The 19835-nt window shown below is 70.8% G+C and carries 17 protein-coding genes and 1 pseudogene; 10 read left to right on the forward strand and 8 right to left on the reverse strand.

The window, feature by feature from the left end; translation table 11 throughout:
• Window positions 1-15 precede the first annotated feature (15 nt).
• Window positions 16-1242 carry an MFS transporter gene (locus QRY02_RS36170; protein ID WP_285987267.1) on the reverse strand — a complete coding sequence of 409 codons (1227 nt, stop codon included), beginning with the start codon at window positions 1240-1242 and terminating at the stop codon, window positions 16-18.
• Between the two features lie 148 nt (window positions 1243-1390).
• Here QRY02_RS36170 and QRY02_RS36175 point away from each other — a divergent pair, with 148 nt between their 5' ends.
• Entirely contained in the window at window positions 1391-3025 is a 1635-nt protein-coding gene (locus tag QRY02_RS36175) for a Na+/H+ antiporter (RefSeq protein WP_285987268.1), read from the forward strand.
• Here the strand turns inward: QRY02_RS36175 and QRY02_RS36180 are convergent.
• Window positions 3006-3914: a TIGR03564 family F420-dependent LLM class oxidoreductase gene (locus QRY02_RS36180; protein WP_285987269.1), complete on the reverse strand. Its 909-nt coding sequence runs from the start codon at window positions 3912-3914 to the stop codon at window positions 3006-3008. The genes QRY02_RS36175 and QRY02_RS36180 overlap by 20 nt on opposite strands.
• A 120-nt stretch (window positions 3915-4034) precedes the next feature.
• Here QRY02_RS36180 and QRY02_RS36185 point away from each other — a divergent pair, with 120 nt between their 5' ends.
• Window positions 4035-4532 (forward strand): OsmC family protein, encoded by a 498-nt coding sequence (locus tag QRY02_RS36185; RefSeq protein ID WP_285987270.1) that lies wholly within the window; start codon window positions 4035-4037, stop codon window positions 4530-4532.
• A 7-nt stretch (window positions 4533-4539) separates the two neighbouring features.
• Here the strand turns inward: QRY02_RS36185 and QRY02_RS36190 are convergent, their stop codons facing one another.
• Window positions 4540-5826, reverse strand: a complete 1287-nt coding sequence (locus QRY02_RS36190; RefSeq protein WP_285987271.1) for an adenylosuccinate synthase — start codon at window positions 5824-5826, stop codon at window positions 4540-4542.
• A 76-nt stretch (window positions 5827-5902) separates the two neighbouring features.
• Between QRY02_RS36190 and QRY02_RS36195 the strand changes: the two genes are divergently transcribed.
• The 3 genes from QRY02_RS36195 to QRY02_RS36205 all read left to right on the forward strand — a co-directional run bounded on the left by QRY02_RS36195 (window position 5903) and on the right by QRY02_RS36205 (window position 8480).
• On the forward strand, window positions 5903-6583 hold the full coding sequence (locus QRY02_RS36195; protein WP_387040760.1) for a hypothetical protein: 681 nt from the start codon (window positions 5903-5905) through the stop codon (window positions 6581-6583).
• 133 nt (window positions 6584-6716) lie between these two features.
• The gene (locus QRY02_RS36200; protein ID WP_285987272.1) at window positions 6717-7355 is read left to right on the forward strand and encodes an HNH endonuclease family protein; all 639 of its coding nucleotides are present in this window, start codon (window positions 6717-6719) and stop codon (window positions 7353-7355) included.
• 18 nt (window positions 7356-7373) lie between these two features.
• On the forward strand, window positions 7374-8480 hold the full coding sequence (locus QRY02_RS36205) for a glycosyltransferase (RefSeq protein WP_285987273.1): 1107 nt from the start codon (window positions 7374-7376) through the stop codon (window positions 8478-8480).
• On the opposite strand, the gene QRY02_RS36210 is transcribed toward QRY02_RS36205, so the two are convergent.
• Window positions 8464-10344 carry an FAD/NAD(P)-binding protein gene (locus tag QRY02_RS36210; RefSeq protein ID WP_285987274.1) on the reverse strand — a complete coding sequence of 627 codons (1881 nt, stop codon included), beginning with the start codon at window positions 10342-10344 and terminating at the stop codon, window positions 8464-8466. The two genes, QRY02_RS36205 and QRY02_RS36210, sit on opposite strands and share 17 nt — an antisense overlap.
• Before the next feature lie 185 nt (window positions 10345-10529).
• Here QRY02_RS36210 and QRY02_RS36215 point away from each other — a divergent pair, with 185 nt between their 5' ends.
• The 3 genes from QRY02_RS36215 (at window position 10530) to QRY02_RS36225 (ending at window position 13889) form a co-directional block, all read left to right on the forward strand.
• Window positions 10530-10826 carry a hypothetical protein gene (locus QRY02_RS36215; RefSeq protein ID WP_285987275.1) on the forward strand — a complete coding sequence of 99 codons (297 nt, stop codon included), beginning with the start codon at window positions 10530-10532 and terminating at the stop codon, window positions 10824-10826.
• Between the two features lie 311 nt (window positions 10827-11137).
• The gene (locus QRY02_RS36220) at window positions 11138-12400 is read left to right on the forward strand and encodes an MFS transporter (RefSeq protein WP_285987276.1); all 1263 of its coding nucleotides are present in this window, start codon (window positions 11138-11140) and stop codon (window positions 12398-12400) included.
• Window positions 12401-12722: 322 nt separating this feature from the next.
• Window positions 12723-13889: a GGDEF domain-containing protein gene (locus QRY02_RS36225; RefSeq protein WP_285994018.1), complete on the forward strand. Its 1167-nt coding sequence runs from the start codon at window positions 12723-12725 to the stop codon at window positions 13887-13889.
• A 2-nt stretch (window positions 13890-13891) separates the two neighbouring features.
• Here the strand turns inward: QRY02_RS36225 and QRY02_RS36230 are convergent.
• Window positions 13892-14537: pseudogene (locus QRY02_RS36230) on the reverse strand (TetR/AcrR family transcriptional regulator).
• 88 nt (window positions 14538-14625) lie between these two features.
• Between QRY02_RS36230 and QRY02_RS36235 the strand changes: the two are divergent.
• A complete protein-coding gene (locus tag QRY02_RS36235; protein WP_285987277.1) occupies window positions 14626-15849 on the forward strand; it encodes a lipase family protein in 1224 nt (407 codons plus the stop codon).
• Between the two features lie 42 nt (window positions 15850-15891).
• Here the strand turns inward: QRY02_RS36235 and QRY02_RS36240 are convergent, their stop codons facing one another.
• Window positions 15892-16302, reverse strand: a complete 411-nt coding sequence (locus QRY02_RS36240; protein WP_285987278.1) for a DUF3151 domain-containing protein — start codon at window positions 16300-16302, stop codon at window positions 15892-15894.
• Between the two features lie 287 nt (window positions 16303-16589).
• On the opposite strand from QRY02_RS36240, the gene QRY02_RS36245 reads away from it, so the two are divergent.
• Window positions 16590-17771, forward strand: a complete 1182-nt coding sequence (locus QRY02_RS36245) for a hypothetical protein (protein WP_285987279.1) — start codon at window positions 16590-16592, stop codon at window positions 17769-17771.
• Window positions 17772-17822: 51 nt separating this feature from the next.
• Here QRY02_RS36245 and fbaA read toward each other — a convergent pair whose 3' ends face one another.
• Entirely contained in the window at window positions 17823-18854 is a 1032-nt protein-coding gene (gene fbaA, locus QRY02_RS36250; protein ID WP_285987280.1) for a class II fructose-bisphosphate aldolase, read from the reverse strand.
• A 152-nt stretch (window positions 18855-19006) separates the two neighbouring features.
• Window positions 19007-19828 carry an LLM class F420-dependent oxidoreductase gene (locus QRY02_RS36255; protein WP_285987281.1) on the reverse strand — a complete coding sequence of 274 codons (822 nt, stop codon included), beginning with the start codon at window positions 19826-19828 and terminating at the stop codon, window positions 19007-19009.
• Window positions 19829-19835 lie beyond the last annotated feature (7 nt).

Below are 19835 nucleotides of genomic sequence, written 5' to 3' on the forward strand. Positions count from 1 at the left end.
AACCTTGTGCGCGGTTCACTCGGCGGGCGCGCCGATGGCGACCTCCGGCGCCGGGGAGCGGTGGCCGGGGCGGACCACCGCCACAGCCGCCGCACCCAGGGCGCCCACGGCCGCGAAGGCGTAGAAGCCCCACGGGTAGGCGATCCCGGCCGTCAGCAGGGCGCCGCCGAGCAGCGGGCCCGAGATCGCGCCGATCCGGCCGATGCCCGCCGACCAGCCGAGGCCGGTCGCGCGGATCGCGTCCGGGTAGATCCGGCCGATGTAGGCGTACACCAGCACCTGGGCGCTGAACACGAAGCAGCCGGTCAGGAACACCGCCGCGTAGAGCCCGACCGCGGGCAGTTTCACGCTCAGCAGGGCGAGGAACACCGCGCCCGCGCAGAACCAGACGATGGCCGACGGGCGGATGCCGACGCGGTCGGCGACCCGGCCCGCGACGAGCAGGCCCACGATGCCGCCGACGTTCAGCGTCAGCAGCAGGCTCAGCGCGGCGCCCAGCGGGTACCCGGCCTGGCGCATGATCTCCGGCAGCCACGTGTTCAGGCCGTAGACCAGCAGCAGGCCCATGAACGAGGTGACCCAGAAGGCGATCGTCGCGCGCAGCAGGCCGCCGCGGAACAGCCCGGCGACGGCGTGCCCGGCCGACCGCTCGGTTTCGCGGACCCGCTGGAACTTCTCGGACTCCGGCAGGAACTTCAGCATCAGCGGAACCAGGACCAGCGCGGGCAGCGCGCCGGCGACGAACATCGCGCGCCAGCCCAGCGGCGTGATCAGCACGATGCCCAGCAGCGCCGTCAGCACCGCGCCGACGTGGTAGCCGGTCATCACCGTGGTCGTCGCGCTGCCGGCCTTGCCGTGGCGCGCGTACTCCGTGACCAGCGTGATCGCCGTCGGCAGGCAGCCGCCGAGGCCGAGCCCGGCGACGAACCGCAGCAGCCCGAAGACGAACGTCGACGGCGCGAACGCGCACAGCAGCGTGCAGACGGAGAACAGCGTCACGGAGATGATCAGGGCCTTCCGGCGGCCGATGACGTCGGTGACCGTGCCGATCGCCAGCCCGCCCAGCATCATCCCGGCGAGCCCCACGGTCGACACGACCGACGCCGTGGCGGGGGTCAGGCCCCAGACGTGGCCGCGGAGCAGCACGGGCAGCACCGTGCCGAGGACGACCAGGTCGAACCCGTCGAGCAGGACGGCGGTCCAGGCCAGGGGCACGACCCAGCCGCGAGCGCCAGGGGACATGGGAACCTCCGGAGGTGCGTCGGTGCACGTCTTCCGCACAGGTGTGCGTATTGCGAACAAGTATGCATGTGGGGTCCGACACAATCCAGCGCTTTTCCGCTGAACGGAAGTCCGGCACGACCCCGGGACCTGCGGAAAGATCGGGCGAGTGGAACTTCTGACGCTGATGGGCGTGCTCGCCGGCTCGCTGGCGGTGACCGCGGTCGCGCGGCGCTACAACCTGTCCGCGCCGCTGCTGGTGGTGGTCGTCGCGCTCGGCGTCGCGCTGATCCCCGGCGTGCCGCGGCTGGCGCTCGAGCCGGAGCTGATCCTCACCGTCGTGCTGCCGCCGCTGCTCTACTCGACGTCGCTCGAGAGCTCGCTGACGCACTTCAAGACGACCCTGCGGCCGATCATCACGCTCGGCGTGGTGCTGGTGGCCGTGACCGCGGTGGTCGTCGCCGTCGTCGTGCACCTCCTGCTGCCGGACGTGCCGTTCGCGTCGGCGCTGGTCCTCGGCGCGGTCGTGGCGCCGCCGGACGCGGTGACGGCGGTGGCGATCGGGCGCAAGCTCGGCCTGCCCCGGCGGATGATGGCCGTGCTGACCGGCGAAAGCCTGGTGAACGACGCCGCCGCGCTGACGCTGTACAAGGTCGCGCTCGCCGCGGTCGCGGGCGTGGCCGGTTCGGCCGGGCACGGGTTCGCGGTGTTCGGGGTGGCGACCGTGCTGGGCATCGCGGTCGGCCTGGTGATCGGCGGCGCCGTCGTGCTGATCCGGCGGCTGCTCGACGACCCCCTGATGGAGTCGGCGTTCGGGATCATCGTGCCGTTCGGCGCGTACGTCACGGCCGAGCACCTGCACCCCTTCGGCGACGACTTCAGCGGGTCCGGCGTGCTCGCCGTCGTCGCGGCCGGCCTCTACCTCGGCCACCGCTCGCTGTACGCGTCCCCGGCGACCCGGATGCAGGACAGATCGGTGTGGGCATCGATCGACGTCCTGCTGGAAGCGCTGGTGTTCGCGCTGATGGGGCTGCAGCTGCCGGTCGTCCTGGACGGCGCCCACCAGGCGGCCCGCGACGACGGCACGCTCGCGCTGGTCGCGGTGGCCGTGCTGGCGGTGACCATGCTGGTCCGGGTTCCCGCGGTGTTCGTCTCCGCGTACCTGCCCCGGGCGATGCGGCTGTTCGGCCGCGGCCGAACGGCACCGTCGTGGCGGGTGCTGGCGGTGGTCTCGTGGACGGGCATGCGCGGCGTGGTCACGCTCGCCGCGGCGGCCGGCGTCCCGGCGGAAACCCCGGGACGCGCGGAAATCCAGCTGTTCGCGTTCACCGTGGCCATCGGCACGGTGCTGCTCCAGGGGCTGACGCTGCCGCCGCTGATCCGGGCGCTGAAGGTCGAGGACCCGTCCGAAGCCACCCGCGACGAAGCCGAAGAGCTGGCCGCGCGCGAAGTCGCCAAGAAGGCCGCGCACGACCGCCTGCGCGAGATCAGCCACGAGCGGCTGGCCGCCCTGGACCTGCCCCCGGAGCGCGTCACCCGGCTGAAAGAGCGGCTGGAACGGCTGATCGACATGCGCTACCGGTTCGCCAAGGCGGCGATCACGCTGTCCGGCGAGGAACAATCGGGCAGCCCGCAGGCGCAGTTCGCGAAGGCCCGGCGCGAACTGCTGATCACCCAGCGCAAGGCGATGATCGAGGAGAACCGCGCGGGCCGCCTCGACGACGAAGTGCTGCGGAAGGTGCTGCGCGAGCTGGATCTGGAGGAGCTGTCGGTCTCGGCGACCCTCACGAACCGGATGGGCTGAGCGCCGCCCAGGTCCGCAGGCGCTCCTCGGCCGAGCGGATTCCGGTCTGGGTCAGGACGACGTCGGTCGCGCCGGCGTCGTAGTAGCGCCGGATCCCCCGCGCGACGGTCTTTTCGTCACCGATGAGCGCGAGGTCGGCGGGATGGTCCACGCCTTCCGCGTCGAGGATCTTCCGGTACGACGGAATCTGGCTGTAGAAGGCCATCTGTTCGACGGCCAGCGCGCGAACGGCGTCGGGTTCGTCGGTGACGACGGCCGGGACGGCGGCGATGATCCGCTTGCCTTCGGGGAGGGCCGGGACGATCCGCTCGGAAAGCGCTCTCGGCCCGGCGAGGTACGGGAGGGTGCCGTCGGCGAGCTCGCCGGTGACGGCCAGCGCCTGCGGTCCCATCGCGGCGACGACGATCGGCACGTCGCCACCACCGGCCACTGTGGACGGCCCGGGCGAATGGGCGCGGACGGTCTCGCCGTCGAAGTCGACGGCTTCCCCGGCGAAGGCCTGCCGGAGGACGGTCAGGTACTCGCGCAGGTGCCGGATCGGCGGCGGGTAGTCAAGGCCGTAAACGGGACCGAGGAAGCCCTGCGAGCCGAGCCCGATCCCGAGGGTGAACCTGCCCCCGGTGGCGGCCTGTGCGGTTCGCGCGGCGCTCGCGACCAGCAGCGGGTGGCGCGGGTAGGTGGGCACGACGGAGGTGCCGACCTCGATCCCGGGCACTTCCCGCCCGGCGAGCGCGGCGATCGCGATGGCGTCCTGGCTCAGTGGCAGCTGCGAGAACCAGACGGACTTCAGCCCGGCCTCGGCGGCCTGCCGGGTCTGCGCGATGAGCTCTTCGACGAGGTTCGGTGCCGAGTCCGTGTCCCCGGCCGGCAGCGCGACTCCGATGGTCATGAGCCCAAGTTAGCCAGCGGCGCCAGCGGTTTTCCGGCTTCCCAGGAATTGAGAACCCGAGCGGGCCGCCGGGAAATCGCCCACCCTGTGGGGCATCCCTCACGATCTTCAGGAGAGCCCATGTCGCTGACCGAAGTCATCGAAGGCACCCGCAAGGCCGTCGACGCCGATCCGCACAACGCCGCCGTCTCCTTCAGCGTCGACCACGTTCTCAAGCCCGGCACCAAGACCGAGGTCGAAGTCAACGTCCGGAACCACGGCTTCACCGTCGACGAACCACCCGCGCTCGGCGGCACCGACCAGGCCGCCAACCCCGTCGAGTACGCACTGGCCGCCCTCGGCTCCTGCCAGGTCATCACGTACCAGTTCTGGGCGGCGAAGCGCGGGATCCCGCTCGACTCCATCAAGGTCACCGTCGACGGAGACCTCGACCTGCACGGCTTCTTCGGCTTCTCCTTCAACACGCGCCCCGGCTTCGGGGACGTCCGCGTGTCCGTCGAACTCGAAGGGCCGGCGAGCCGGGAGCGCTACGAAGACCTCAAGCGCGAGGTCGACGAGCACTGCCCGGTGCTCGACCTGTTCCGGAACGAGACGCCGGTCAGCACCAAGCTGACCTGAACGAACCTCAGACGAATTCGTGCCGCACGATCGTCTGCTCGCGGCCCGGACCCACCCCGATCGCGGAAATCCGCGCGCCCGACAGCTCTTCCAGGCGCTCGACGTACGCGCGGGCGTTCGCCGGGAGCTCCTCGAACGTGCGGCACGCCGAGATGTCCTCGAACCAGCCCGGGTGCTCTTCGTAGATCGGGATCGCGTGGTGCACGTCGGTCTGCGTCATCGGCATGTCCTGCGTGCGGAAGCCGTCAACTTCGTAGCCGACGCACACCGGGACCTTCTCCAGGCCGGACAGCACGTCCAGCTTCGTGAGGAAGTAGTCGGTGATGCCGTTGACGCGCACCGCGTACCGCGCGATCACCGCGTCGAACCAGCCGGTGCGCCGCGAGCGGCCGGTCGTCACGCCGAACTCGCCGCCCTGCTTGCGCAGGTACTCGCCGGACTCGTCGTGCAGCTCCGTCGGGAACGGGCCGGAGCCGACGCGGGTGGTGTAGGCCTTGAGGATGCCGAGCACCGTGCCGATCCGGCCCGGCCCGATGCCCGAGCCCGCGCTCGCGCCACCGGACGTCGGGTTCGACGACGTCACGAACGGGTAGGTGCCGTGGTCGACGTCGAGCAGCGTGCCCTGTGAGCCCTCCAGCAGCACGGTTTCGCCGCGCTCCAGGGCCTGGTTGAGCTGCAGCCGCGTGTCGGCGATGCGGTGCGCGAACTTCTCGCCCGCCGCCAGCACCTCGTCGGCGACCTGGTCGGCGTCGAGGGCCTTGCGGTTGTAGACCTTCACCAGCACCTGGTTCTTGAACTCCAGCGCGGCTTCGACCTTCTGCCGGAAGATCTTCTCGTCGAGCAGGTCCTGCACGCGGACGCCGACGCGGGCGATCTTGTCCTGGTAGCACGGCCCGATGCCGCGGCCGGTGGTGCCGATCTTGCGGCTGCCGAGGTACCGCTCGGTGACTTTGTCGATGGCCACGTGGTACGGCATGATCAGGTGCGCGTCGGCCGAAATCAGCAGCTTGGACGTGTCCACGTCCCGCGCTTCGAGGCCGGAGAGCTCGTCGAGCAGCACACCCGGGTCCACCACCACGCCGTTGCCGATGACGTTGGTCACGCCCGGGGTCAGGATGCCGGACGGGATGAGGTGCAGGGCGAAGTTCTCGCCGTTCGGCAGGACGACCGTGTGACCGGCGTTGTTGCCACCCTGGTAGCGGACGACCCACTGGACGCGGTCACCCATCAGGTCGGTGGCCTTGCCCTTGCCTTCGTCTCCCCATTGGGCACCGATGAGCACGATGGCCGGCATGTGACACTCCTGGTGTTCGAGGACGTGGGGTTTAGTGTCCCGGACGGACACCGGTGGCGCTGCTAAATGCCGGTGCATGAGCGTAACGGAGGACCCGCGGGTGCGCGGAATAGTGGTGGCTTGTGGCGACGAAGCGGCCGGCTTCGAAGAGGTCGACGACGTCGAGTCGATCCGCGTGCCGAGCCGTCCCGGCAAGGCGGAAATCGACCCCTTGCTGGGCGAACACGATCACCTGGTCGTCTCAGGCACGGACGCGGACCTCGCCGCCGTCGTGCTGCGCCTGCTCCGGAAGGACGCGATCTCCGGCGTGTCGGTCGGGTTCGTGCCGTCGGCGCCGGACTCGGTCGTCGGCGCGCTCTGGGGGCTGCCGAAGACACCGCTGCAGGCGCTCGCGCTCGCGTTGCGCGGTGAGGTCGACCCGGTACCGCTGATCCGCGACGACGTCGGCGGCGTGCTCGTCGGGCGGGGGCAGCTGCGGCTGGTCCGCGGCGTGGCCTACGCCGACGAGCAGGTGGCGCTGCGCGGGCCGGCCGCATCGATCGAGGTGACCCCGGACCCGGGCGGCCCCGGCCTGGCCGTCCGCGTGGTGAAGGGCACCATCTTCAAGCGGCCGACGACGCTGTACTCGCGGGCGTTCCAGATCGGCTGCATCCCCACCCGGCCGGTGCTCGACGACGTCGTCCACGAGCGCGCGGTGAACAAGTGGACCTGGTACCGGCACACCGAGGACCTGCGGCTGGTCCGGGGAGCCGTCTGAGCGACACCGCACCTTGCGCCGCGCGTCACGCGGTGTTCATTGACGGGCAGCAACATGTCACCTATACGTGTTGTACGCGCCACTCCCGTGCTTCAGGGTTAGCTGTCCCCACTTCTGACACGGAGGCAGCAAAATGCCAACCAGGCGTGCTGTTCGTCATTCGCTCACTGTGCTGGCCGTCACCGCGGTGCTGTCCGGCACGCTGGCCGGCGTCGCGGACGCGACCCCGCCGGGCATCCCGTCGGCCACCACGGCGAAGTCCGAGCTCGCGGCGCTGACCGTCAAGGCCGACGGCTCGCAGACCGGCTACAGCCGGGACAAGTTCCCGCACTGGATCGATCAGGGCAGCGGCTGCAACACCCGCGAAGTGGTGCTGAAGCGCGACGGCACGAACGTGGTGACCGACTCCAGCTGCGCCGCGACCTCCGGCAAGTGGTTCAGCCCGTACGACGGCGCGACCTGGACCGCGGCGTCCGATGTGGACATCGACCACGTCGTGCCGCTGGCCGACGCGTGGCGCACCGGCGCGTCGTCGTGGACGACCGCGCAGCGCCAGGCGTACGCGAACGACCTCACCGACCCGCAGCTGATCGCCGTGACCGACAACGTCAACCAGGAGAAGGGCGACAAGTCGCCCGACCAGTGGAAGCCGCCGCTGGTCGGCTACTGGTGCACCTACGCGAAGATGTGGGTCGCGGTGAAGCACAAGTTCAAGCTGACGATCAACTCCGCCGAGAAGACCGCCCTGACGGACATGCTCAACCGCTGCTGACGCCGGTACGCTCGGGCGGTGCGGATCCTCTTCACGTGCCGCCCGGCATACGGCCACCTCTTTCCCCTGCTCCCGCTGGCGAACGCGGCGCGCGCGGCCGGGCACGAAGTCGTCTTCGGCACCGGCGAGGCGTTCGTGCCCAAGGTGCGTGACCTCGGCTTCGAGGCCCACCGCGTCGGCACCTCGATCGGCGACGCCGAAGCCGAAGCCCGGCAGCGGCACGGCGCGGACGCCGGTTTCTTCGACATCGGCATCACGATGTTCGCCGAGCTGCTGCCGCGGGCGACCATGGCCGATCTGGAGCCGCTGCTGCCCGGGCTGCGGCCGGACCTCGTGGTCTACGAGCAGAGCGACGTCGGCACCGGGGCGCTGGCGCAGCGGGCGGGCATCCCGGCCGCCTCGCTGGTGATCGGCCGGTCGATGCCACCGGAGGTGCTCGCGGTCGCGGCCGAACGGCTGGCCCCGCTCTGGGGCACCCGGCCCGCGGACGCCATGCTCGGCGACGCCTGCATCGACGTCTGGCCCGACAGCGTCCGCGACCCCGGCTCGGCCGCCGTGCCGAAGGTGTTCCGGATGCGCCCGACGCCGTACGACGCGGACGTCCCGCTGCCACCGCTCCCGGAAGACGGCTTCGTGTACCTGACCCTGGGCACGGTGGCCTACGGCGCGACGCAGGTGCTGCGCGGCGCGATCGCCGCCCTGTCGAAGCTGCCGGTGGACGTGCTGGTGGCGGCCGGCCCCGGCGACCCCGCGGCGCTGGGCCCGGTGCCGGGAAACGTGCGCGTCGCCGGGTTCGTGCCCCAAGCCCAGGTGCTGGCGCACGCGGGCCTGGTGGTCCACCACGGCGGCACGGGAACGGTGCTCGGCACGCTCGCCGCCGGCCTGCCGCAGCTGATCCTGCCCCAGGGCGCCGACCAGTTCGCCAACGCGGAGACGCTGTCGGCACTCGGCGCGGCGAAGGCACTGGTGGGCGACGAGATCAGGATGCCCGCCATCGAAGCCGCCGCCCGGGAACTCCTGGACGGCTCGACGGCGCGCGAGGTCGCGCGGGGGATCGCGGCCGAGATCGCCGGGATGCCCGCACCCGAGACGGTTCTCGGCGAACTGGTCAGCTGGGCCGGCTGACCAGCGCCAGGATCTCCCGCGCCACCGCGTCGTTCTGGCGGAAGGACAACGCGTTCGTCCGCGGCCGCGTGAACGCCGCCGCCGAGCGGGCGCTCGTGTGGGGCCCCACCGCGAACCGGTGCGGGTGGGGGCGGCCGGTGCCGTCGAGCAGACGGGAGTCCGACACCCGCGTGTGGATGCGGCCCGACGGCAGCGAAGCGCCCGTCACCGGGTCCGCCACCGTCTCCTCCGCCAGTTCGCCCGCGTCGCGCAGCTGCCGGAGCAGGCCGTCGGCCGCCCGGGTCACGCTCGGGCCCGGCAGCCGCGCCTCGATCAGCGTGCGGGCCTCGACCGTCTCCGGGTGGCTCGCCGACGAGGCCACGAAGACGCCGCGCTCGGCCGTCACCCGCATTTCCGCGCCCGCGAAGGAAACGATTCCGGCTTCGTGCAGCGCGAGCAGCTCCTCCAGCCGGCGCGGCGGCGGACCGCTGGCGTAGTAGGAGAAGAACCCGTGGAACCAGCCGTCCATATCGGACACCTGGGACGCGGCACCCAGTCGTCCTTTTTGGACCAGGATCGGCAGCTGGCCGTACACCGACAGCAGCGCCATGAAGGCACCCAGGTCCGCGCTGAACTCCTGGTCCGCCCGGCGCGCCAAATCGGCCTCGACGTACTTGCGGAGCTCCTTGCCGAACTCCTCCGCCGTGCCGAAGGTCCGGTCCGCCATCGGCCGGTCCAGCCGGTCGAGGTCGAGGCGGTCGGCCTCGGCGGGCACCGCCCGCACGATGAGGTCCCGCATGGCGGGCGAATCCCAGGCCAGGTCGGCGAAGGCGTCGGCGAACACGGCGAAGTCCATGCGGACGCGGCCGGGGTGCCCGGTGAACAGCTCGCTGTAGTAGCCCCAGGCCAGTTCCTTCGCGACCAGCGGCCAGACGTCCGCGCGGAAGTCGAGGGCGGCCCCGGGAAGCCCGTCCATGGCGTAGGCGTCGAAGAACCTGGGCAGCCGCAACGGTTTCCCGCGCAACCGGTAGCCGATCTTCGCGTGGTAGGGCACCCCGCGCCGCGAGCCGACGTGCAGCACCGGCTCGGCGCCGCTCGGGTGGTAGCGGAGGCCGCCGCACGGGAGGTCCTCGAACCGGCCGCCGCGGCCCTCGGTCAGCAGCAGCATCAGGTCGACGAACGCCAGCCCGAACCCGCGCACCAGCACGGTTTCGCCGGGTTCGACGCCCGCGTAGTCGACGTCGGCGGTGTAGCCGGCCGGGTAGTACGACAGCTCGTGCCGCGCGGCGAACGCCGCCAGCTCGCGCTCCCGCTCGTCCGGTTCCGCGTCGAGGTGGCCGACGGTGAAGACGACGGCGTCCGCCACGATCGCCGATCCGTCGGACAGGCTGATGGTGCGGCCGTCGACCCCGGTCGCGCGGGCCGCGTGCTCGAAGACGTCGACGTCTTCGGGCAGGTCCTCGACGACCTTCCGGTAGAACCAGGTCAGGTAGGCGCTCTGCAGGCGCCGGGTGGGGAAGTGGAAGGGGTCGAGCGCCGTCAGCTCGGCGACGACGTCGGGCGGGACGTCGGCGTCGAGGCCGCCGTCACGCACCTTCCGCGCCCACTCCAGCAGCGACGGCCCCGGCCGCACCGGGCCCGCCATCTTCACCGACTCGTCGGTGAACATCGTGACGTCCTCGGGCATGGAGTTCATCCGCAGCAGCGGTGACTGGTCGTAGCGCCAGACCCGGCCGGGCCCCGGCGGGAACGGATCGATCAGGTGCACCTCGAGCCGGCGGCCGCCGAGCAGTTCCGCGGCGTTCGCGCCGAGCCGTTCGAGGACGCCGACCCCGCGGGGTCCGGCGCCCACGACAGCCAGGGTGAACGGCGGGAGGTCGGTCACGAATCCGAAGCTACGCCGGGGTTCCGGCGCGGGAAGCCCTTCCCACAGGGCGGAATCGACAGGCCGGACCAATCCGCTCCGGCCCGCGGCTCCGAATGCCCCCGGCACACCGGTGAAAGGAGCGAACTTGTCCTTCGTCCACCCAGGCGCCCGGGCCTCGATCACCCACCCCCACCTGCGAATAGTTGACCGATGAGATCGGTTCGCCGCACCGCGTCCACACCGCGCAGGACGTGGTCGGCACCCTCCTCCGGGGGAACTGGGCGATCTTCGCCCACGAATGGGCCGATCCGGACGGGATCGACCCCGAGCACTGGCGGGACGTCGTCGAAGCCGCCGCGGAGGCGGCTGGGGTCGACGTCGAGTTCGTGGTCATCCCGCGCCGGTCCCTGACCGTCGTGTTCAACCGGGCGGCGCCGCCCACCTTCGAGCAGGTCCGCGCGTCCATCGAGGTCATCGAACGCGCACGGGGCGGCGGCTGACCTCCCGTTTTCCCGGTAGCCACCTCGCCGACGCGAGGTGGCTACTTTTGCCCCTGGCGACCGACCTAGGGGTGCGGAATGATCCTCCGGTGACTCCTGGGCGACCGGTCAGACACTGCGGGCTATCGTCTGACCCGTTCGGGAAAGCTCCGTGACACCGTGGATACCAGCGAAAGAACCTAGAGATTTACCCACCGTCACGGGACACTGGCTGGGGGAACTCACGCACCGTGACGGCCTGATGACCAGCCGGTCAAATCGACGACTGGTCCGAAGCAGGGCACGGTCTGCACACGGAGTCGGAGAAACGCATGGCAGCACCGCCGGACCGGGTCACGTTCCGCGAGGTGTTCGGGATCGCCGAGTTCCGGGCCCTCTGGTTCGCGGAACTGTTGTCGATCGCCGGTGACCAGCTGGCGAGAGTCGCGCTCTCGATCCTGGTGTTCACCACCACCGGCTCCGCCACGCTGACCGGTCTCACCTACGCGCTGACCTTCGCCCCGTCGCTGATCGGCGGCATCTTCCTGACCGGTCTCGCCGACCGGTTCTCGCGGCGCACCGTGATGGTCGCCGTCGACCTGGTCCGGGCCGGGCTGATCCTGCTCGTCGCCGTGCCCCAGCTGCCGTTCTGGGTGGTCTGCGTGCTCGTCGGCGGCGTCTCGCTGCTGAACCCGCCGTTCAAGGCCGCCCAGCTCGCGCTGCTGCCGCAGGTCCTGGAGGGCGACCGGTTCGTCGTCGGCATGGGCGTGCGGACCATGACCGTCCAGTCCGCGCAGCTGCTCGGGTTCGCCGGTGGCGGCGCGCTGCTGCTGGCGCTCGACCCGCACGTGGCCCTGGTGCTCGACGCGGTCACGTTCCTGCTGTCCGCGGCCTTCGTCAGGCTCGGTGTGCGTCCCCGGCCGCCCGCCGCGAAGGCGGAGACGCGGAAGTCGTTCTTCGCCACGATCAGCGCGGGCGGCCGGGTGGCGTTCGCCAACCCGGCGCTGCGGACGCTGGTGCTGTTCACCTGGCTGATGGGCCTGCTGCCGGTCTACGAGGGGATCGCCGCGCCGTACGTGGCGTCGGCGGGCGGCGGCCCCGAGCTGGTCGGGCTGCTGCTCGCGGCCGACCCGGTGGGCAGCGTGATCGGCACGTTCGTCTTCACGCGGTGGGTGCCGGCCGACACGCGGCCGAAGTTGATCGCGCCGCTGTCGGCGCTGTGCGGGGTGCCCATGCTGGTGGGCTTCGCGCAGCCCGGCCCGTGGGTGTCGATCGTCCTGTTCGTCCTGTCCGGGGCGTTCGGCGCGGTCGCGCTGCTGCAGGCGACGGCGTCGCTCACGCTGGCGGTCCCGGACGAGAACCGCGCGCAGACGATGGGGCTGTCCAACACCGGGCTGACGACGATGCTCGGCGTGAGCCCGCTCATCGGCGGCGTGCTGACCGACTACTTCGGGGCGCAGACGACCGTCGGAATCTTCGGCGTTGCCGGATTGATACTTACGGCGCCGCTCGCGCTGGCGTGGCGGCGCGCGCGGACTTCAAGGGCCGGCGAAGACGGGCATGACTTCGAAACCCAGCGCGCCGAACACGCCTGAACACGCTCGACACGCTGGCTTCGTCATCGCGACCTTGCGGCGCGGCTCCGGCTTACTGATCTCTGGAACGCATCGCTGGCCACCCTTCGATCCGGCGTCCCGGAAAATGTACACACCTAAGGCCCTTGTGGACAGACGGCAAACGGGCTGAAACTGTCCGTGAGTGGTTCATCACCACCACCGAGCGCAAGGGTTTGGGGGAAAAATGGTCACATTGGGGGAACGGTCTGGACAAGGCGTGATTTCTGGTGTTGCGGGCTGGGCACTGTGGCGGCGGCCGCCCCGCTGGATCGCTGTCACGCTCGCGGCGATCGCAGTACTGGTGGGCTGGACGGCCGTCGCCACGGTCACCACCCCGGTCACGTTGAAGCACCTGGGCATCCTGGGCCTGCTGGGGGCCCTCGCACTGGCCCAAACCGAGGTCAGCCGCCGGATCGAGCGCCAGCGCCGCATCCTGAGCGACGGCCCGCACATGAACATGACGTCGGTGTGGCTCCTGCCCGCCGCCCTGCTGCTGCCGACGCAGCTGGTCACCTTGCTCGGGGTGACCCTCTACGTCGGCCTGGCGCTGCGCAGCTGGTCGGGCACCCGTCCGGGCCAGCCGCACCGGGTCGCCGCGAACGCCACCAGCGCGACGCTGTCGGCGTGCTCGGCCGGGCTGGTCACGCTGTACTCACCGGAACTCAGCGTCGTCACCGTCTCGATCGCGGTACTGGTGTACTTCGTGGTCAACGCCGCCCTCACCGGACTCGGCCTCTACCTCGCCAACCCGGCCGAGGCGACGGTCGAGAGCTGCCTGGGCGGCATGGACGACAACCTCCTCGAGCTGTCCACGCTGTGCGTCGGCGGCCTGCTGGTGATGGTGCTCGGCCACGAGCCGCTGCTTTCGGTGCTGGTCATCCTGCCGCTGTACGTGCTGCAGCGGTCCGTGCTGATCAAGCGGCTGGAAGAACTGGCCACGACCGACCAGAAGACGCAGCTGCTCAACGCCACCACCTGGCAGGACGGCGCGCAGCGCGAGATCTCGCGCGCGCAGCGGGAAAACGGCAGCTTCGGCGCCATGATGATCGACCTCGACCACTTCAAGCGGGTCAACGACACCTACGGGCACCTCGCGGGGGACGACGTGCTCAAGGCGGTCGCCGCCGTGGTCAAGCAGGAGACCAGGGCGCACGACCTGGTCGGCCGGTTCGGCGGCGAAGAGTTCGTCGCACTGCTGCCTTCGACGTCCAAAGAAGACGCGATCGTCACGGCGGAGCGGATCCGGCAACGGGTCAGCGAGCTGATCATCAGCACCACGACCAACGCGGGCGCCGCCGTCGACATCGAACGGCAGACGGCGTCGATCGGCGTCGCCGCCTACCCGCTGGACGGTTCGTCCATCGAGGAGGTGATGGCGTCCGCCGACGCGGCCGTGTACGCGGCCAAACATGGCGGGCGCAACCGCGTGGTGGGTTCCGTCGCGCTCCCGGAGATGGCCGCCGCCTAGGGTCAGCGCAACCGGTCGATGACGTCGCTCGCCTTGGTCTGCAGGCGGGCGACGCCGCCCACGGTGAATTCGGTGAGCAGGTCGATCAGGGCGTCCTGGTCCGGCGGCTCGCCGTCCCAGGTGGCCTGGACCAGTGACTCGGTCATGGCGAAGAAGAGCGTGACGAGCGCGCGGTCCGCGCGGCCCGAGTCGATGCCGTGGGCGGCCCACCGCTTGCGGCTGGCTTCGGCGTAGACGACGGCCAGCCTCTCCCTCAACCGGGTGAGCGCGGGGTCGCCCGCCCGCTCGGCCGCGCGGAGCACGCCGTAGCCCTCGGGGTGGTCGGCGACGAAGGTGACCATGTTGGCGTAGTTGGCCCGCGCCCAGGCCCGCAGGCCGGGCTGCTCGTCGGCCACCGACGGCCCCGCGATGGCGGTGAAAGCCCTCTCTTCGGTTTCCGCCACGACCTCGGCGAACAGCGTCGCCCGGTCGCCGAACTGCTCGTAGAACGGCTTGGCGCGAGACGCCGGCCTCACGCGCGATCTGCTCGATCGTCGCGCCCTGCATCCCGTGCTGCCCGACCACCCTCGCCGTCGCGTTCAGCACGCGGGCGCGCTGCTCCGAAACCGGGAGCTTGCGCGGCCGCCCGCGCGGAGCCGGGCTTGACATGGTGGTCCACCTCACGTGATTCTTTTTCCGACACCTCTGTCTAAAAAGGTGTTCCCCGCGCACTCGACCTGCTCAACGAGGAGCAAGCATGCGTATCTTCCTCCGCCGCGCCCTGTCCGCGGCCGTCGCCACGGTTTCCGTTCTGGCGTTGGCGACGCTGGGCCCGCCGCAGGCCTCCGCCGCGTCCTTCTACGATCCGCCGTCCCCCCTTCCCGCCGGCAGCAACGGCGACGTGATCCGGCACGAGGCGTCGACGTTCTACATCGATCCGATCCAGCTGATCAAGGCCGACGCGAGCGTGCAGCGGATCATGTACCGCAGCACCGACACGCACGGCTCGCCGGTCGCCGTCACCGGCACGGTGCTGACCCCGCGGTCGGCGTGGCACGGCGCCGGGGTGCGCCCGATCGTTTCCTACGCCGTCGGCACCCAGGGCGGGGGCGACGACTGCGCGCCGTCGAAAGCGCTTGCTGCGGGCTTCGAGTACGAAGGGCCGTTCATCGCCGGGCTGCTGACGCGGGGGTACGGCGTCGTCGTCACCGACTACGAAGGGCTGGGCACGCCCGGGGACCACACGTACGTCAACCGCGCGTCGGAGGGCCACGCCGTGCTCGACGCGATCCGCGCGGCCCAGCGGCTGCCGGAGGCGGGCCTGCCGGACGACGGCCCGGTCGCGATCGCGGGCTATTCGCAGGGTGGCGGCGCGTCGGCCGCGGCGGCGGAGCTGCAGCCGGGTTACGCGCCCGAGCTGAAGCTGAAGGGCGCGTACGCGGGGGCAGTGCCGGCGGACCTCGCCGAGGTCGCCAAGAACCTCGACGGCCACTACGCGGTCGGGTTCCTCGGCTTCGCGCTGGTGAGCATGAACTACGCGTACCCGGAGCTGAACATCCCGGCGTTGCTCAACGCTCGGGGGAAGCAGCTGTTCGAGCAGGTCCGGACCGAGTGCACGGTGGAAGCGATCGCCGCGCACGCCTTCACGCAGTCCTCGACGCTGACCAATGACGGCCGGTCGCTCGTCGCGTACCTCGGCGAAGAGCCGTACCGGTCGAGGGTGGCCGAGCAGAAGATCGGGTCGCTCAAGCCGACGGCGCCGGTGCTGATCGTGCACAGCGCGCTCGACGACATCGTGCCCTACGCGCAGGACCGCGACCTGGGCCGGACGTGGTGCGGCAAGGGCGTGCGGGTGCAGTTCAGCACGACGCTGATCCCGACGCACGTGCTCGGCGCGGTGCGGGCGTTCCCGGAGGCGTTCGCCTGGCTCGAGGGCCGCTTCGCCGGCCTGCCGGCGCCGGTCGACTGCGGCTGGTTCTGAGGCCGGACGGGCCCGGGACCGCGCGGTCCCGGGCCCGTGGCGTCACTTCAGGCCGGTGGCTTCCGCGGCGGCGGGGTCGGAGTCGGCGAGGAACGTCCGGCAGCGCTCGTGCTCCTCGGTCTCGCCGATCTTCCCCGCGGCCTTGCCCAGGACGGCGAGGGCGCGGAGGAACCCCTGGTTGGGGCGGTGCGCCCAGGGCACCGGGCCGAAGCCCTTCCAGCCCGCGCGGCGCAGCTGGTCGAGACCCCGGTGGTAGCCGGTGCGGGCGTAGGCGTACGCGGCGACCGTCTCCCCCGCGTCGAAGGCCTTCTCGGCCAGCGAAGCCCAGGCCTCGCTGTAGTCGGGGTGTTCGGCCACGACGGTGGCCGGGTCGGTCCCGGCGTCGAGCGCGGCCTGGGCGGCGGTGTGCTCGGGCAGCAGCGTCGGCTCGGGGCCGAGCAGGTTGTGCGTCATGGGGGTCATTGTGCCCATGCCCGCGGATCAGAAGAACAAGCCCGCGAGAATCCCGCCCCCGGCCAGCACCAGCGCGGCGACGAGCACCGCCGCGACAACTCGTTTCGGCATCATGGCGGCACACCATGCCAAGCCGGGGCGGCCCGGAGCAAGTCGTCCACCCGTAGGGGTGAACCCTGGGCGCGAAGCGCCTCCGTTGAGGGTGGCGGCGGGGAAGAAGGTCGGGGGAACCCGGGTTTTTCGGCGTCTTTGCACGCTCGTGACCATGACCGGCGATGATGTCCGGCATGGCCAAGGCAGTCGACGTCCCGGTGGACGTCATTCCGCGCAGTCCCGTCGGCAAGACGCGGCTGTTCTTCACGCGGCACTGGCACCGCGGTGCCCCCGGGCAGCCGACGCCGGACTGGGTGCTCCGGTTCTGCTACGGGATGTGGCTGGCGGCGTTCGCGTTCAAGCTGGTCGGCTCGTCGTGGGACATGTCGTGGCACTTCATGTGGCTGCGCGACGACCTGGCGCCGCCGCACCTGATCAACACCGTCGGCACGGTGATCATCGTGGTGCTGGTGGCGATCCACAGCTACACGGGTCTCGGCGCCGACAAGACGTCGCTGCGGCTGATGCAGATCGGCCTGCTGACGTTCCTGGTCGCGGCCCCGCTGGACGTGATCAACCACCGCGTCAACGGCCTCGACCTGACCGCGTGGAGCCCGTCGCACATGATGCTCTACCTGGGCACGGGCATCATGCAGGCGGGCGTCCTGCTGGGCTGGCTGCGGTCCGCGCCGGTGGGCCGGTTCCGGACCGGCGTGCTGCTCGCGCTTTGGGCGTTCTTCCTGGAGAACACGTTCTTCCCGAACGGCCAGCAGGAGTACGGCATCCTCGGCCTGCGCGCCTGGGAACGCGGCGAGCCGGAGGCGGAGAAGTCGCTGCTGGACTTCGCGGCCGGCCAGATCGGGCACCCGGTCGACCGGACGGCTGTGCTGCACTTCACGATGCCGATCCCGGAGTGGGTGTACCCGCTGTGGGGGATCGGCGTGATGGCGTTGATCCTGGTGCTGGCCCGGAAGACCTTGGGCTTCCGCTGGGCGGCTTCTTCGGTGGCTCTCGCGTACGTCGCTTACCGGTCGGTGATGTGGCCGCTGCTGCTCGGGCTCGGCTTCCCGGTGTCGACGGTGCCGTTCTACCTGCTGTTCGTGGGTCTGGCCGTGGACTTGGCGTTCGCGATGAGCGCGGGCGTGTTGCAGGCGGGCGCGGGGGCGCTGCTGGTCACGGCGTTCGGCTACGGGGCGTTCTGGCTGCAGTCGCAGTTCCGGCCGTGGGTCCTGGGTGACGCGCACACGGAGTCGGCACCCCCGGCGGCCTACTGGACGGCATCGGTGGTGCTCGGCGGGGTGTTCGTGCTGTGGGCGGCGGCTGGTCCGGTGACGCGCCGGTGGACCTCCCGGCGAGCGGTGCCCGAGACAGTCTGAACACGACGAAGGGCGGCACTTCCGTCAGGAAAGTGCCGCCCTTCGGACGTCTTACTTGAGCTTCGTGCCCGCCGAACCCAGCGCCTGGCAGGCCTCGACGACCCGCTGGGCCATGCCGGCCTCCGCGGCCTTCAGGTACGACCGCGGGTCGTAGACCTTCTTGTTGCCGACCTCGCCGTCGATCTTCAGGACGCCGTCGTAGTTCTTGAAGAAGTGGTCCACGATCGGGCGCGTGAACGCGTACTGCGTGTCCGTGTCGACGTTCATCTTCACCACGCCGTACGACACCGCCTCGCGGATCTCCTCCGGGAGCGAGCCCGAGCCGCCGTGGAAGACCAGCTCGAAGGGCTTCGAGCCCGCGTCCAGGCCGAGCTTCTTCGACGCCGCCTCCTGGCCGCCCTTCAGCACGTCCGGGCGCAGCTTCACGTTGCCCGGCTTGTACACGCCGTGGACGTTGCCGAACGTCGCCGCCAGCAGGTAGCGGCCCTTCTCGCCGGCGCCGAGCGCGTCGATCGTCTTCAGGAAGTCGCCTTCGGCGGTGTACAGCTTCTCGTTGATCTCCGCCTCGACGCCGTCTTCCTCGCCGCCGACGACGCCGATCTCGACCTCGAGGATGATGTTCGCGGCCGCCGTCTTGGCCAGCAGCTCCTGCGCGATCTCGAGGTTCTCGTCGAGGTCGATCGCCGAGCCGTCCCACATGTGGGACTGGAACAGCGGGTGCTGGCCGTTCTTGACGCGCTCCGCCGAGATCTCGATCAGCGGGCGGACGAAGCCGTCCAGCTTGTCCTTCGGGCAGTGGTCGGTGTGCAGCGCCACGTTCACGTCGTACTTGGCCGCCACGACCTGGGCGAACTCCGCCAGCGCGGTCGCGCCGGTCACCATGTCCTTGACCTTCTGGCCGGACGCGAACTCCGCACCGCCGGTGGAGAACTGGATGATGCCGTCGCTCTCCGCCTCGGCGAAGCCGCGGATGGCGGCGTTCACGGTTTCGGACGAGGTCACGTTGATGGCCGGGTAGGCGAACTCGTTCGCCTTCGCCCGGTCGAGCATCTCCGCGTAGACCTCGGGGGTGGCGATGGGCATCGTTACTCCTCCTTGGCACAGGGTGGTCCCGACCGCATCGTACGAGGTCCGCCGCCACCGCACACCGGTCCCCGCGCAGAAACTTTCCCGCACGTCGGATCGGTTCAGAAGGAGCGCGTCCGGCCGCCGGCGCACCGGCGGCCGGACGGAGGTCACAGCAGCTCGGAGGCCAGCGCCTGGTACGCGGGCCACGGGTCCTCGTTCAGCACCTGGATGTTCACGTGGTCGGCACCCGCTTCGAAGTGGGCGCGGATTCCACGGGCGACCGTTTCCGCGTCGCCGTGCAACGCCAGCGCGTCGACCAGGCGATCACTGCCCTCGCCTTCGAGGTCTTCGTCGGTGAACCCGAGTTTCCGCAGGCTGGCGACGTAGTTCGACAGCCCGAGGTAGTACTTCACGGTGTTGCGGCCGATCGCGCGGGTCTCGTCGGCGTCGGTGCCCAGCACCACCTTCTGCTCCGGCGCCAGCAGCTTGCCCGCGCCGAGGATCTCGCGCGTGCTGCGGGTGTGCTCCGGCGTCGTCAGGTAAGGGTGCGCGCCCGCGGCGCGGTCGCCGGACAGCTTGACGACCTTCGGGCCGAGCGCGGCCAGCGCCCGCCCGGCGACCGGGACGCCCGCCGCGTCGAGCCCGTCCAGGTAGTCGACCAGCGCCGCGTACGGCTTCTTGTACTCCTTGGTGGCCTCGCGGTGGCCGGCGCCGATGCCGAGCAGGAAGCGGTCCGGGTACTTGCCCGCGATCCGCTCGTACACGCGGGCGATGTCCGCGGGCTCGTCCTGCCAGATGTTCACGATGCCGGTCGCGATGACCAGGTGCTCGGTCGCCGCGAGCAGGTCGTCGACGTAGGCCAGGTCGCCAGTGGGGGACGCGCCCAGCCAGATCGCGCCGTAACCGAGCTTCTCCGCCTCCGTCGCGAAGTGCACGTCGACGCCCGGGTAGGGCCGCCAGATACCGAGCTTGCCGAGTTCGATTGCCATGGAACAC

The organism is Amycolatopsis sp. DG1A-15b (genome assembly GCF_030285645.1).
GTDB lineage: Bacteria > Actinomycetota > Actinomycetes > Mycobacteriales > Pseudonocardiaceae > Amycolatopsis.